This is a genomic window from uncultured Aquimarina sp. (assembly GCF_947495315.1).
Lineage (GTDB): Bacteria > Bacteroidota > Bacteroidia > Flavobacteriales > Flavobacteriaceae > Aquimarina.
Genome location: NZ_CANLYD010000012.1, coordinates 155,506 through 169,601 on the forward strand (window position 1 = coordinate 155,506; position 14,096 = coordinate 169,601).

At 33.1% G+C, this 14,096-nt stretch carries 10 protein-coding genes; all 10 read left to right on the forward strand.

What is annotated here, in order from left to right; all coding sequences use genetic code 11:
- Positions 1–33 precede the first annotated feature (33 nt).
- The 10 genes from Q0910_RS19685 to Q0910_RS19730 all read left to right on the forward strand — a co-directional run bounded on the left by Q0910_RS19685 (position 34) and on the right by Q0910_RS19730 (position 14,096).
- Positions 34–1,395: a pyridoxal-phosphate dependent enzyme gene (locus tag Q0910_RS19685; RefSeq protein ID WP_299220280.1), complete on the forward strand. Its 1,362-nt coding sequence runs from the start codon at positions 34–36 to the stop codon at positions 1,393–1,395.
- Positions 1,396–1,555: 160 nt separating this feature from the next.
- Complete coding sequence (locus Q0910_RS19690) at positions 1,556–2,536, forward strand: AraC family transcriptional regulator (RefSeq protein WP_299220283.1); 981 nt, start codon at positions 1,556–1,558, stop codon at positions 2,534–2,536.
- Positions 2,537–2,953: 417 nt separating this feature from the next.
- The gene (locus Q0910_RS19695; RefSeq protein WP_299220286.1) at positions 2,954–4,246 is read left to right on the forward strand and encodes a DUF2851 family protein; all 1,293 of its coding nucleotides are present in this window, start codon (positions 2,954–2,956) and stop codon (positions 4,244–4,246) included.
- 17 nt (positions 4,247–4,263) lie between these two features.
- Positions 4,264–4,485, forward strand: coding sequence for a PspC family transcriptional regulator (locus Q0910_RS19700; RefSeq protein ID WP_035085698.1), 222 nt, complete (start codon positions 4,264–4,266; stop codon positions 4,483–4,485).
- A complete protein-coding gene (locus tag Q0910_RS19705) occupies positions 4,482–5,498 on the forward strand; it encodes a potassium channel protein (RefSeq protein ID WP_299220289.1) in 1,017 nt (338 codons plus the stop codon). Before Q0910_RS19700 ends, Q0910_RS19705 begins: the two co-directional genes overlap by 4 nt.
- Positions 5,499–5,597: 99 nt before the next feature.
- Entirely contained in the window at positions 5,598–7,199 is a 1,602-nt protein-coding gene (locus Q0910_RS19710) for an alanine/glycine:cation symporter family protein (protein WP_299220291.1), read from the forward strand.
- Positions 7,200–7,217: 18 nt separating this feature from the next.
- On the forward strand, positions 7,218–8,090 hold the full coding sequence (locus tag Q0910_RS19715) for a helix-hairpin-helix domain-containing protein (protein ID WP_299220295.1): 873 nt from the start codon (positions 7,218–7,220) through the stop codon (positions 8,088–8,090).
- A 121-nt stretch (positions 8,091–8,211) separates the two neighbouring features.
- A complete protein-coding gene (locus Q0910_RS19720) occupies positions 8,212–9,375 on the forward strand; it encodes an acyl-CoA dehydrogenase family protein (RefSeq protein WP_299220299.1) in 1,164 nt (387 codons plus the stop codon).
- A 654-nt stretch (positions 9,376–10,029) separates the two neighbouring features.
- The gene (locus Q0910_RS19725) at positions 10,030–12,009 is read left to right on the forward strand and encodes a thiol-activated cytolysin family protein (protein ID WP_299220303.1); all 1,980 of its coding nucleotides are present in this window, start codon (positions 10,030–10,032) and stop codon (positions 12,007–12,009) included.
- Positions 12,010–12,713: 704 nt separating this feature from the next.
- Complete coding sequence (locus Q0910_RS19730) at positions 12,714–14,096, forward strand: alpha-amylase (protein WP_299220306.1); 1,383 nt, start codon at positions 12,714–12,716, stop codon at positions 14,094–14,096.

The window sequence follows — 14,096 nt, forward strand, 5'->3', positions numbered from 1 at the left end:
AATTGTAAGAGACTGTAATAAATTAGTAAGCTTGTGAAGTACGCAAATAATATATTAGAAACCATTGGGGATACACCTATGGTAAAAATGAATCCTTTAGTAAAAGATGTGGATGCGCTGGTATTAGCAAAATACGAGACGTTTAATCCCGGAAATTCGGTTAAAGATCGAATGGCGCTAAAAATGATTGAAGATGCTGAGGCTGATGGAAGATTAAAACCTGGAGGAACTATTATCGAAGGTACTTCTGGTAATACCGGAATGGGATTAGCACTCGTGGCTATTGTAAAAGGATATAAGTTGATCTGTGTAATGGCAGATAAGCAATCCAAAGAAAAAATGGATATTCTACGAGCAGTTGGAGCCAAAGTGATGGTATGTCCAACAAATGTGGAGCCTGATGACCCAAGGTCATATTATTCGGTTTCTAAAAGATTAGCAGAAGAAACTCCTAATTCCTGGTATGTAAACCAATATGATAATCCATCTAATGCCAAAGCACATTACGAGAGTACCGGACCTGAGATATGGGAACAAACGGATGGAAAGGTTACTCATTTCATTGTAGGAGTAGGTACCGGAGGAACAATTTCTGGAGTTGGAAAATATTTGAAAGAAAAAAACCCTAATATTAAGATTTGGGGAATAGATACTTATGGTTCTGTTTTTAAGAAATATCATGAAACTGGTGTGTTTGATGAAAATGAAGTGTATTCTTATATAACAGAAGGTATCGGAGAAGATATTTTGCCTGAGAATGTAGATTTCTCTATTATTGATGGATTTACTAAAGTGACGGACAAAGATGCAGCAGTTTATACGCAGAGACTTGCAAAAGAAGAAGGAATGTTTCTGGGTAATAGTGCTGGAGCGGCGATTAAGGGATTATTACAATTAAAAGATAATTTCACAAAAGATGATGTAGTAGTTGTATTATTTCATGACCATGGAAGTCGTTACGTAGGTAAGATGTTTAATGATGATTGGATGCGAGAACGCGGTTTTCTGGAAGAAGAAGTGTCTACTGCGGTCGATTTAGTTAAAAATCACATAGAAAAACCTTTGGTGACGGTGAAAACCGAAGAGCTGGTCTCTCACGCAATAGAACGTATGCGTAAATTTCAGATTTCTCAAATACCAGTTTTAGACAGTGAAGGCTTTGTTGGTTCTGTAGATGAGAGTGCTTTGTTTACTGCATTTCTTGAAGATAAAAATACTGGAGACACACCTATTAGAGAGATCATGAATGATCCTTTTCCTATAGTTAATGCAAATACATCATTGGATGAAATATCAGGACTAATAAAAAATGGTAATCCAGCAGTTCTTGTAGCTCTTGATAATGGTAAACACCATATTATTACCAAATATGATGTTATCAGTCATATAAAATAAATTATTATATTTATAACAGGTAAGGAAACCCCCTTTATTAGTTTAACAAGCTAATATAGGGGTTGTTTTTATACATTAATCTTAATTTAGAGGTTGTTTTACGCAACTTAATTGTAAAAAGTCAATCTATATAGAAAGATTCGTATAAAATCTTAGGGCTATGCAAAAATATTCATTTGACTTTTCTGATATAGATAAACTAAGGGGCTATTTTAGATCTCAATTAGATCCGAAAGGAACCACAGATAGAATCTATTTCCCTCCTGAGATTGGAGAAGGGTATCTAAGTTATTATAAAATATCTCCAGAGGTTTTTCTTTTTATTAATAATTATAAGTCACATGTTGATATAGAGTATGTAAGGGAGCCTATTGCAGAAAAAGATATCATTTTACATTTTAGGAAGTATTCATTGGACCATCAGATAAAGAAAAATGAAATTATAAGCTCATATTCTGATGGCTATACTCCAGGTAATATGAGATGTATGGATGCACAACAGGGTGAAAGAGTTTATATTACAAAAGGAGCTGAAGTAAAATCGATTATGATTGTACTTAAAAGTGAATATATAAAACCCTATTTTCTTAAAAATAGTGATATGGCAGAAAGGGTAGATAGTTATATTAGATACTCGCATCAGCATATTAATAAATTTTATCTTTCATATAAACAGTCTGTCCTCTTTGATCAGATTGTTTCTCCTGATATTAGTAAGGTGGAAAATTATTTGTTTTTCATAGCCAGAGGAATTCGTCTGTTAGAAACGTTCTGGAAAGATGTTTTAATGTGGGAAACAGAGAGTAATCCATTTAATATAAATAGTTCGCAAGTTGGTAACATTTATAAGGTTAGTAATTATTTAGAGCATAATTTACACGAACCTTTTATCGGTGTTGATCAATTGGCGTCTATGGCACATATGAGTCGTACCAACTTCTTCAACATGTTTAAAGAGATTCATGATCAAACACCTTTAGAGTTTTTTAATAATAAAAAATTAGAAAGCTCCTATAATATGATATTTGCTGAAGGGTTGTCTATTAAAGAGGTAATGGATAATTTGAATTATTCTAATTCTTCAAAATTTAAAAAAGCTTTTTTTAATAAGTTCGATATCTATCCGGATATCCAAATTTGATTACATTCTAAATAATATAAAATAAAGATGGTCGTCAAAAAATGACAACCATCTATAACCTAACACAAACTCAACTAAGCTTAGGATTTTGTAATCTTTATGTTTTCTTGAAATTATCTTCCCTATTTCTAAGAACAAATTAAAGAAATCAAATAATTGTAGCAATTTCCATTAATACATAAAATCTTACCAATAGTACATTTTTGACAGATTTAAGTCTTTTTTAAGAATTATAAAGAGAAAATAGTACTATTTGATTCTATATAGTATGATTTTAAGGGAGAATATCTCTTTCTAATAGGCTCAAAAAGGTTTTTTACTATTTAAATGAATCAAAAAGGGTAACATTTTAATTATTGATTACACATAACTATAGAAATCAAAGGTGTTTTCTTTAAATTAATAATTAACGATAGTATGAAGGAAGAGTTTTTGCACTACCTATGGAAATATAAAAAATTTAATTTTTCAAACCTAAAAACTACAAACCTGTTGCCGGTTGTACTTCAACGAGTTGGTGAGCATAATCAGATGAATTCCGGACCGGATTTTTTTAATGCTCAATTGGTAATCGATAATCAGAAATGGGCAGGTAATGTCGAAATTCATATCAAGTCGAGTGATTGGTATGTGCATCATCACGAGAGTGATCCTGCCTATGACAATGTTATATTACATGTGGTATGGGAAAATGATGTTGAAGTTTTTAGAAAGGATAATTCTAGAATCCCTGCCTTACAACTTAAAGATTATATTGATAAAAATATAGTGTCTCAATATCAAAAACTTTTTCAAAGTAAAGATGTTAGTTGGATTCAATGTGAAAAGGAGCTTTGTGATGTGTCTGATTTTATAATTTTTAATTGGCAGGAAAGACTCTATTTAGAGAGGTTAGAACAGAAATCAGAATTGATAGAAGAATTATTAGATAAGTCTTCTAATGATTGGGAAACAGTTCTCTTTAAATTATTATCAAAGAATTTCGGACTGAAAGTTAACAGCGATCCTTTTTTAAGTTTGGCTAATTCGTTTGATTTTTCAATTCTTAGAAAATGTAGTAACAATCTAAAGCAGTTAGAAGCTTTATTTTATGGACAAGCCGGTTTGCTGAATTCAGATTTGGATGTTTTATATGTTAAAGAGTTGCTGAAGCACTATCAATTTTTAAAAAATAAGTTCACTTTAAAAAATCGCGGTGTATTGCCTTTTCAGTTTTTTAGGCTACGTCCTTCTAATTTCCCGACGATTCGGATATCTCAGCTCGCAAACCTTTATTTTAAAAATAAGCAGCTATTTAGTAAGATTATTACGATTAATGACCTGGAAAAATTCTATGAACTGTTTGATACAAGTGCCAGTGATTTTTGGAAAACTCATTATACTTTTGATAAAGAATCTTCTGCCAGAAAGAAAAGAGTAACAAAGTCATTTATTCATTTGATCTTAATCAATACAGTCATTCCGGTAAAATTTTTATATGCAAAAAGCCAAGGAAAAGATATTTCGGAAGAAATTTTCGGATTGATATCACAGTTGCCTGTAGAAAAGAATGCGATATCAGATAAGTTTATTAGTTTAGGAGTGAATATGGAAGATGCGTTACATTCTCAATCTATGATTCAGCTTAAGAACAACTACTGTGATCAAAAAGCTTGTTTAAAATGTTCGATTGGTAATTATTTATTGAATAGAGAGGATAGTTTGGGATAATATAATTATTTTGCATTATGCTTTATAATCTAAGACATTTTTTAGAACGGAACGGATTTTACGTTTCTAGCAGGCTGGCAGATAGATTAGGAATGCGCGCTAAAAATGTACGTTTGTTTTTTATTTATTTGACTTTTGCTACAGCAGGATTAGGCTTTGTTATTTACCTTAATATGGCGTTCTGGTTGAAATTAAAGGATCTTGTGTATACAAAACGAACTTCAGTTTTTGATTTATGATAAAGCTTTATAGTTGGGGGAGACCAAGAATATATATAGCACTGATTTTGCTGATTGTTGTTATAACTACAGGAGTATTGGGGTTTCATTATATCTCTGATTATACCTGGGTAGATGCCTTATATATGACGGTGATTACAATGACCACCGTGGGTTTTGGAGAAGTTCAACCACTGGATGACAACGGCAAGTTATTTACAATATTTTTGATATCAACTAGTGTAGCCATTTTTGCTTACTCGGTTTCAGTAATAACAGAGTACATAGTAAGTAAAAATGATCCAAAGAGAATGCAAAACCGTAAAATACAAAAAATGATAAATCAACTAGAAAATCATATCATTATTGTGGGATATGGTCGCAATGGTAAACAAGCCGCAGCAAAATTAACGGCCTATAATAAAAAGTTCATTATCGTTGAAAAAGATGAGGAGATTATTCAACGATACCAAAGTGAAACATTACTATTCCTTAAAGGAAATGCTACCGAAGATGATGTGTTGATTGAAGCGGGGCTTAAGAAGGCGTCTACTCTGATTTGTACATTACCAGAGGATGCAGATAATTTGTTTATAGTTTTATCAGCAAGACAAATTAATAAGAATTTAAAAATAATTAGTAGAGCATCTCAAGATGCATCTTATAAGAAAATTAGATTGGCTGGAGCAGATAACGTAATTATGCCAGACCGAATAGGAGGTGATCATATGGCTTCTTTGGTAGTTGTTCCGGATTTGATCGAGTTCTTAGATAATCTTTCGATTGTTGGAAAAAAATCCATAAACATTGAAGAAGTTTCTTTTGAAGATATGTTTGATGATGAAAAAGAAAGAACTATTAAAACAATTGATATGCGATCCAAAACAGGTTGTTCTATTATTGGGTACAAATCACCAGAAGGAGATTATGTCGTTAATCCAGGAGCGGATACACTTTTAAAACCGGGTTCTAAGATAGTAATCATAGGTCGTCCAGAACAGGTGAATCAACTGAATAAAGAATTTAATATTTAGACTATAACAAAAGATTTAACCGTTAAATTATTGTAAACAATGGTTTTTTTTAGCATCTTGCTCACTTCTAAAAAACTAAATTCAATTAACTCACACATTATGAAGAGAATTCTTCTTTCAATTTTAGCTTTTACAATTCCATTTATAACATTCGCACAAGAGACCACAGAAAAAGGTCTGGATCAAAAAATAGATGAAGCTTTTCAACCGGTTTCCGATTTTTTCTCTAATGTAATCTTTTTTGAAGTTTTTTCCGGAGCACCATTTGTTATCATTTTATTGGTGTTAAGTGCTATTTTCTTTACTCTATATTTTGGATTTCCTAATATTCGATATTTTGCAAAAGCCATTAATGTGGTAAGAGGCAAGTATGACGATGTAGAAGGTCATGGTTTAGGTGATCCTGATGCTGCGGTAGATGGCGATATACGAGATACAATTAGAGATGAAAGTAAAGAAGGAGAAGTTTCTCACTTTCAGGCTTTGGCAACTGCGGTTTCCGGAACTGTAGGTAATGGTAATATTGCTGGTGTTGCGTTGGCAATCGCTTTAGGTGGTCCTGGAGCAACTTTCTGGATGATTATTTGTGGATTATTGGGGATGTCTACCAAATTTGTAGAATGTACACTTGGTGTACAATACAGAGATGTTGGAGAAGATGGAACCGTATATGGAGGTCCAATGTATTATTTAAGTAAAGGACTTAAAGAAAGAGGTTTTGCTACACTTGGTAAAATTGCAGCAGTTATTTTTGCTATATTCTGTATCGGAGGATCTTTTGGTGGTGGAAACGCGGCTCAATCTAATCAGGCAACGATTGTGTTAAAAGAGCTTATGGGGCTAGAAAGTGCAGGTGCAGGAACGATTATTGGTGTTGTACTAGCAATTCTAGTAGGAATTATTATCATTGGAGGGATTAAGAGAATTGCTTCTGTTACAGAAAAGGTAGTTCCTTTAATGGCAGTGATGTATATCATTGCTTGTTTATATATAATTTTTAGTAATTTCTCATTTATAGATGATGCTATTGGTATGATTGTTACTGAAGCATTCAATCCAAAAGCAATAGGAGTAGGAGGTTTTATTGGAGTTTTATTAGTAGGGTTTAAAAGAGCAGCATTTTCTAATGAAGCAGGTGCGGGATCAGCTTCAATAGCTCACTCTGCGGTAAAAACTAAATATTCAGCTTCAGAAGGGCTTGTAGCTTTACTAGAACCATTCATTGATACTGTAGTAATCTGTACAATGACTGCACTAGTAATTATTATTTTTAATTCTGGTGGTGCTTTTCAGTATGGAGGAGATGGTAGTGGTGCTGTTTTGATTGATGGAGTTTCATATGAAGGAGCAGGAATTACTGCACAAGCGTTTGGTAAATTCATTCCATACTCTAATATATTCTTGACTATAGCTGTTGTGCTATTCGCAGTGTCTACCATGATATCTTGGTCATATTACGGATTACAGTCATGGAAATTCTTATTTGGTAGAGGTAAGACTGCAGATTTAGTATATAAGCTTTTGTTTTTAACTTTTGTTGTTATTGGTGCAGCAGCAAGTATGAACTCTATTTGGGCATTCTCTGATGCAATGATTTTTGCAATGGTGTTCCCTAATATGGTTGGACTGTTCTTCTTGTTCCCAGTGGTTAAAAAACAACTTGTAAGGTATTTTGATGCAATAAAAGCTTCTAAAATTTAAGATTAGTTATCGTCTTATATGAAATCTATAAAATCCCATTTCGAGATACACAGACGTTTCCGAAATGGGATTCTTCTTTTAGCAGTATTGATTTTTCTTTTCCTTATAGCTTTGTATTGCTATCCCGGTTCTGTAAATAGTTCTAATAACTTTGAAGAATTAGCAAGATTTCAAACTCAAATTGACTCTCTTAAAAAGGAAGCAATCAAGAAAAAAAAGTCATATAAGCTAAGACCTTTTAATCCTAATTTTATAACTGATTATAAAGGATATACTTTAGGAATGTCGACAGAAGAGTTGGATAGACTTTATATACATAGGAAAGAAAATAAATGGATAAATTCTGTTTCAGAGTTTAAGAATATTACTAAGGTTTCTGATTCACTATTGGCTGTGATTTCTCCGTTATTTAAATTCCCTGATTGGGTTAAAAACCCTAAGAACTCTAAATCTTACCAAAAACGGAAATACCCAGTAAAATCTTTTGATCAGAAAGAAGATCTTAATAGGGTAACATCGGCTGAACTTCAGGAGACAATAGGAGTTCCTGATTTTATTGCTGAAAGAATTATAAAACACAGAAACAATTTGAGCGGATTCATAAGTGACCTTCAGCTTAAAGATATTATAGGGCTTTATGAGAATCAACGAAATAAGATTCTGGCCTTATACACAGTTAAAACAAAGAAGGATATTGAAAGGGTTAATATAAATAAGGCTTCGGTAAAAGAACTGATGGAGGTTCCTTATTTTGATTTTGAAACTGCTTTGGATATAAAGGATTTTATAGAAGAGAATAACGGGATATCAGATTTTGAAGAATTAGGAAAAATTGAAGGTTTTTCTTTAGAAAAAATAGATAGAATAGCGTTATATTTGATATTAAATTAAAAATCGGAAAAAATTACTGTAAATATTGATAATACTTAAATTTGATTTCAAGTTTTAAGATGTTTGTTTCTTTACAGTAATATGTTGCTATATATAAATTAAAAGTTATCATCTAAACAACATGTATTTTACAGAAGAGCACGAATTATTTAGAGAAAGTCTTAAGGATTTTTTACAAAAAGAGGTAGTTCCACATATTGAAAAGTGGGAGAAAACTGGAGATATAGATCGTTTCATTTGGGAGAAATTCGGAGAGATGGGATATTTCGGAATTTCTTATCCCGAGGAATATGGTGGATTAGACCTGGACCTTTTTTATACCGTTATATTTTTAGAAGAACTACAGAAAATTAATTCAGGAGGTTTTGCCGCAGCAATGTGGGCACATGTGTATCTGGCGATGACTCATGTAAATAAAGAAGGCGATCATAGAATTAAAGAAAAATACCTTAAAACAAGTATCACCGGTGAAAAAATAGGATGTTTATGTATTTCTGAACCTTTTGGAGGTTCTGATGTTGCCGGTATGAGAACTACTGCTGTAAAAGAAGGAGATTCTTATCTTATAAATGGTTCTAAAACATTTATAACTAATGGAGTATATAGTGACTATTTGGTAGTGGCAGCTAAAACTACTCCAGAACTTGGTAATAAGGGGATCAGTATCTTTATTATGGATCGAGATACGCCAGGGATTTCTGCAACGAAATTAGATAAATTAGGTTGGAAAGCTTCTGATACAGGAGAAATAGCTTTTGATAATGTAAAAATACCTTTGGAAAATTTAATGGGTGAAGAGAACAAAGGATTCTCTTATATTATGCAACATTTCGCCTTAGAAAGGTTGATAATGGGTATTAATGCACACGCGAGAACAGAATTTGCTTTAGAGTATGTTATTAAATATATGGGTGAGCGCGAGGCTTTCGGAAGAACTATAGATAAGTTTCAGGCGCTCAGACACACGGTAGCAGATATGGCGAGTGAATTAGAAATGTGTAAAGAATTTAATTACTCGGTAGCCAAAAGATTGAATGAAGGACAATATGTAGTAAAAGAAGCTAGTATGTCTAAATTGCTTTCTACAAAAATAGCTGATGAGGTAATTTATAAGTGTCTTCAATTATTAGGAGGGTATGGTTATATGGAGGAATATCCGCTTGCCAGACTGTTTAGAGATAGTAGATTAGGTCCGATAGGAGGTGGAACTTCTGAAATCTTAAGAGAGATTATCGCCAAAATGGTTATTGATAAGAAGGAGTATAAACCAGCTGTTAAGGAGTAATTTGAAATAGCATTTTGGCGAAAATTGTTTTTTCAATTCGCCAAAATGGTTATTGATAAAAAGGAATATAAGCCAGCTGTTAAGGAATAATCAAAAATAGCTTTTTGGCGAAAATTGTTTTTTAAATTCGCCAAAATGGTTATTGATAAGAAGGAATATAAGCCAGCTGTTAAGGAATAATTAAAAATAGCTTTTTGGCGAAAATTGTTTTTTTCAATTCGCCAAAATGGTTATTGATAAGAAGGAATATAAACCAGCTGTTAAGGAATAATCAATAAGATACCTTACCGACTTGTGAATTTTTAAAAGGTTTTTTGTTTGTCTATAGTTTTAAGACAAACAAAAAACCTTTTTTTTCTTCATATTATCTTGTGTCTATATGAAGTTGTCGAGCTTTTTTGATCCAAAAAAAAGGTTGATGATCACTTTTTATTTCGAAATGTAAATCAAATCAGGTAAACTCGTTATGTATTGTATACCTGATACATATGTGCTATAAACCCAAAATCTAAAGGAATAATAAGCATTCCTTTTAACCGCTTTTTTTCCTTCTAAACGCTTTTTTTTCGCCCTCATCTTATTTCTTTTTTTCAACATTCACTGCATTTGTAGTATTGCACCATAAATCATTTATCTAAAACTCATTAATGTATTATGAAAAAGCTATCAAGACCTTTTATCAATTTCAGTGTATTAATTTTATTATGTCTCGCTTTGGGGTGTAGTAATGATGATTCAGTTAATCCCGAAGACCCAAATGTAGGAGGAGAGCCCTTAACATATGATGATGTGTTTTCTATCGGAAATGAGATTCCTTCTTTTAATGAAGAAAGAATAGAAAACATTGTATCTGTAGAAGAAGCACCTTTAGATGAGGATAATGCAGATGGTACTACTTCTAGATTTATTTGTGTTACCGAAACTGTTAATTTAAGAGATGGTACAGGAAAGTTTAATTTATTCGATACGAATGCTGAAGTCATATTTCCTGGAAATTTGTTACAAGGAAGTACATTGTCAGAACCTACACCTTCTCCGATTGTGGTTGAACGTGCAGGAGGAACTATTTCTATAAATATTAATAACGGAAATTTGCAATCCTCTGCAGAAGTAGATGAGGTAAAACGAAGTACTATACAAGATGCGATCAATCAAATTATCAGTACTTCTGGCGAAGAAGCACCTGCAAATTTTACAGTAGACATCGAACAGGTAGAGTCTGAGGAACAACTGGCTGTTGAGTTAGGTATTAACGTACGTGCCTTTAGAGTAAATGTTTCTAGCAATTTTAGTTTTAGTACAGAAAAAGAATTTAATCGTACACTAGTTAAATTAGACCAAAGTATGTACACGATGAGTTTTGATTTGCCTACAGATATCGGACAAATTTTTGACGAAAGTGTTACTCCTGAAGATTTAGCGCCATTTGTACAGCCCGATAATCCGGCAACATTTATTTCCTCTGTAACTTTTGGACGTGTTTTTTACATGTTGATAGAATCGACTTCTACGCGTCAGGAAATGGATGCAAGTATCAATGCAAGTTTTTCAGGTCTGGCCGTTAATGCTTCAGCAAGCTTAGATGTTTCCTCTGTTGAAAGCTTAAGCGACTTAAAAATAAAAGTTATTGCATATGGAGGCCCTTCTAGTGGTGCTTTTGAATTGATTGGTGAAACGAATATTCGAGATATTGCTTCAGCATTAGGTCAAACTTCTGACTTACGTTTTGCATTGCCCATTTCTTATGTAGTACGAAGTGTAGAACGTCCTGATCAAATCGTAGGTGTAAACCTAGCAACAGAATTTGGTAGAACTACTTGCGAGTTAAAAGGACAATTACCGCTAAGAGCTTATCGAAATCTAGTGGATATTTTCGGTGCTGAGGATCGTATAGGAGCCGCTTTTAATATAGATGGCGCAGTAATAGGTGTCTATAATGATGCGGGTGATAGATATGCTATTTATGATGCAGGACTAGGAGAAGTATTAGGGATATTTGATCATAATGATCCCGACGGACCTCTAGGAGTTAGTAATTTGGATAATGTTGGAGCTGGTTTCAAGCATACTGAAACTGATAAAGGATTTCCTGAAAATACGGTGGTGCTTACAGATAAAGGAGGGATTAGATCACATAGGTTTTTTGTGAATGATAATTTTGATATAAATAATGCAAATCCGATTGGAGTTTATGCTTCCAATACTGAAAGTATCGAGACTATTTTGAGTACTAATAGTTCTCCGTTTCCCTTTTCGGCAGAGGGTATTTTTGCAGCCGCAGGATTGCCTTCTAATTTAGCTGATGGTAATAGAATGACTTCTATTGTTTTTTCTGGTGGGTCACCTGAGTTTATGCAAAACCTTTTTTCCAGTAGTACAGCTATGAGTAATGTAGCAACACAAAATTTATCAGTATTACTAAAAGAAGAAGGTAACGATAGTTTTAATAAAATAAGGGCTGCGGCTGTGATACGTTTTTTAGGAGGTGAAGAAGAACTCCTACTCATTAACGAAGAAGGCGATTTAATGATGTATTTGAGTGATTTGAATGCCAGAAGAAGAGACGTGTATAGAAGAATTAGAGAGGTTGATAATTTTGAAGCTATTTATTCCGGAATTAGAGTACTGAAATAATAGTTTTTCGAGTATCATGATCCAGTCAATCGAACTTATTTACAGTAAGTAGCTATAGTAATTGCCCTGAAATCCCTTCCCCAAGTTTACTATTTATGATTCCCCGATGGCTCTGCCTCGGGGTTTCTGATTTACTTTCTTTGGGAAGTTGGAATTACCTTTTTACAATTATGAATAGTGTAAAATAAAGAATTTAAGTTTTGGACCCTAAAAGAAAAATGAACTCACAGGAGGTGGAACTTCTGAAATCTTAAGAGAGATTATCGCCAAAATAGTTATTGACAAGAAGGAATATAAACCGGCTGTTAAGGAATAATTTAAAATAGCATTTTGGCGAAAATTGTTTTTTCAATTCGCCAAAATGGTTATTGATAAGAAGGAGTATAAACCAGCTGTTAAGGAGTAATTTAAAATAGTTATTGACAATAAAGAATATAGACCAGCTATCTAAAATTTCTTAATTTTACAAGATTTTTTTTGAGAACCTTATAAAATCCGCAGCTTATAGTTAAGCAACTAATAAGTCTTGCGGATTTCTTTTATTAACTCATAAAAAAGTAAAGAATTAACAGGTTTTTATTACTGTTTTTGTGTAAATGCTAAAATTTTATCAACACGAAAACGTTTGAGTTTTGATTCAAACGTTTTCGTTGTAAGTAAAAATATTACATTGTAAGAAATTTAACACACAAACACTTATTTTTATGAAAACTTTTAAGTTTATCTATTTTTTATTAGCGGTATCGTTTATAGTGATATCGTGCGGTAAGGATGAGGTTTTTGATTCCGTAGAACAGGAGTCTGTAAAGCCTGAAGAATTAATTTATACTAGAGCAGGTCTTAAATCTATAGGATCTGGAGTAATGATGCAAGCCTTTTATTGGGATGTTCCAGCTGGTGGTACTTGGTGGAATGTGGTAAAAGGAAAGGTGAATTCCTGGAGTAATGCAGGTGTTGATGCAATTTGGTTACCACCAGTAAGTAAAGCTCAGAATGGGCCATTTTCTATGGGATACGATCCTTTTGATTATTACGATTTCGGTCAGTATAATCAAATGGGAAGTACTGAAACAAGATTTGGGTCCAAATCAGAACTAGAATCTTTAATCTCTAGCGCTCATAATAAAGGGCTGAATGTGATTGCAGATATCGTAATCAACCACAACAGTGGAGGAGATTTAGAACCAAATGAATTTGCAGGAAAAGACACCTATACCAAGTTTAATCCGCTATCTAATAAGTTTGATAGGACAAAATATGATTTTCATCCAAATGAAGCATATAATTCGGACAGTGGATTCTTTGGAGGGTTTCCTGATTTAAGTCATAATAAAGCATATGTTCAGGATTGGTTATGGAAAAGAAGTAACTCTGTAGCTAAGTACTATAAGAATACTATGGGATTTGATGGGTATAGATTTGATTATGTAAAAGGTTTTGCTCCTTGGGTTGCTAAAGAATTTCGTCAATCTACTGGTGCATTTGGTATTGGAGAATATTGGGATGGAAACGCAAATACATTAAAATGGTGGACAGATCAGGCTCAGATGTCAGCATTTGATTTTGCTTGTTATTATAAAATGAGAGATGCATTTGTAGGAAACAATCTTAATGCCCTTAGTGGAGATATGTTGTGGAAAAGAAACGCATCTAGGGCTGTTACGTTTGTAGCTAATCATGATACTGATGAGATTTATACAAATAAACTTTTGGCGTATGCGTATATTTTAACACACGAAGGGTATCCTGCTCTTTTTTATAGAGATTATGAGGAATGGTTAAGTAAGAGTAAGTTGAACAACTTGATTTGGATTCATAACAATCTTGCCGGAGGAAATACATCGAACCTTTGGACAGATAACGATGAGTATATTGCCAGAAGAAATGGTGGTGGAGGAAAGAATGGTCTGATTGTGTATATCAATAATTCTAACTCTTGGAAAGAAAGATGGATTCAGACTAATTGGTCTAATAGAACAATAAAAGATTATACAGGTAATTCTGGTTGGGAGCCTACTACGCAAGGAGGGAAATGGGTTAAAATTCAGGCACCACCAAAAGGATATACTGTTTGGTCTCTAAAATAG

What these genes read in the sequence shown, in the direction of transcription:
- Q0910_RS19715 (WP_299220295.1), top strand. Translation starts at nt 7,218, where the DNA reads ATGAAATCTATAAAATCCCATTTCGAGATACACAGACGTTTCCGAAAT.
- Q0910_RS19700 (WP_035085698.1), top strand. Translation starts at nt 4,264, where the DNA reads ATGCTTTATAATCTAAGACATTTTTTAGAACGGAACGGATTTTACGTT.
- Q0910_RS19725 (WP_299220303.1), top strand. Translation starts at nt 10,030, where the DNA reads ATGAAAAAGCTATCAAGACCTTTTATCAATTTCAGTGTATTAATTTTA.
- Q0910_RS19720 (WP_299220299.1), top strand. Translation starts at nt 8,212, where the DNA reads ATGTATTTTACAGAAGAGCACGAATTATTTAGAGAAAGTCTTAAGGAT.
- Q0910_RS19695 (WP_299220286.1), top strand. Translation starts at nt 2,954, where the DNA reads ATGAAGGAAGAGTTTTTGCACTACCTATGGAAATATAAAAAATTTAAT.
- Q0910_RS19710 (WP_299220291.1), top strand. Translation starts at nt 5,598, where the DNA reads ATGAAGAGAATTCTTCTTTCAATTTTAGCTTTTACAATTCCATTTATA.
- Q0910_RS19705 (WP_299220289.1), top strand. Translation starts at nt 4,482, where the DNA reads ATGATAAAGCTTTATAGTTGGGGGAGACCAAGAATATATATAGCACTG.
- Q0910_RS19730 (WP_299220306.1), top strand. Translation starts at nt 12,714, where the DNA reads ATGAAAACTTTTAAGTTTATCTATTTTTTATTAGCGGTATCGTTTATA.
- Q0910_RS19690 (WP_299220283.1), top strand. Translation starts at nt 1,556, where the DNA reads ATGCAAAAATATTCATTTGACTTTTCTGATATAGATAAACTAAGGGGC.